1 pseudogene is annotated in these 244 nt (G+C 41.8%); it reads left to right on the top strand.

Annotation, left to right across the window (positions count from 1 at the left end):
- Positions 1–36: 36 nt before the first annotated feature.
- Positions 37–244, top strand: a pseudogene (locus tag AAEY88_RS15095) (leucyl/phenylalanyl-tRNA--protein transferase); the annotation flags it as partial.

Below are 244 nucleotides of genomic sequence, written 5' to 3'. Positions count from 1 at the left end.
ACTTTATCTTGACCATGCAGTTATTCAATCGGTGTTATGACTAAACAACTCTATCAACTCGCTCAAAGCCACTTTGCTTTTCCTGATCCCAACCATGCATTAGATGATCCCGATGGTTTACTTGCCATTGGTGGATGCTTGTCGGTAACGCGATTAAAAAATGCCTATTTATCTGGTATTTTTCCGTGGTTTAGTGAACACGAGCCAATTATGTGGTGGTCACCTAGTGAACGCGGTATTGTTG

Source organism: Psychrobacter sp. CAL346-MNA-CIBAN-0220 (assembly GCF_040309805.1).
Classification (GTDB): domain Bacteria; phylum Pseudomonadota; class Gammaproteobacteria; order Pseudomonadales; family Moraxellaceae; genus Psychrobacter.
Note: the sequence above shows the minus strand (reverse complement) of the source record. Positions and strands in the feature narration are given on the sequence as shown.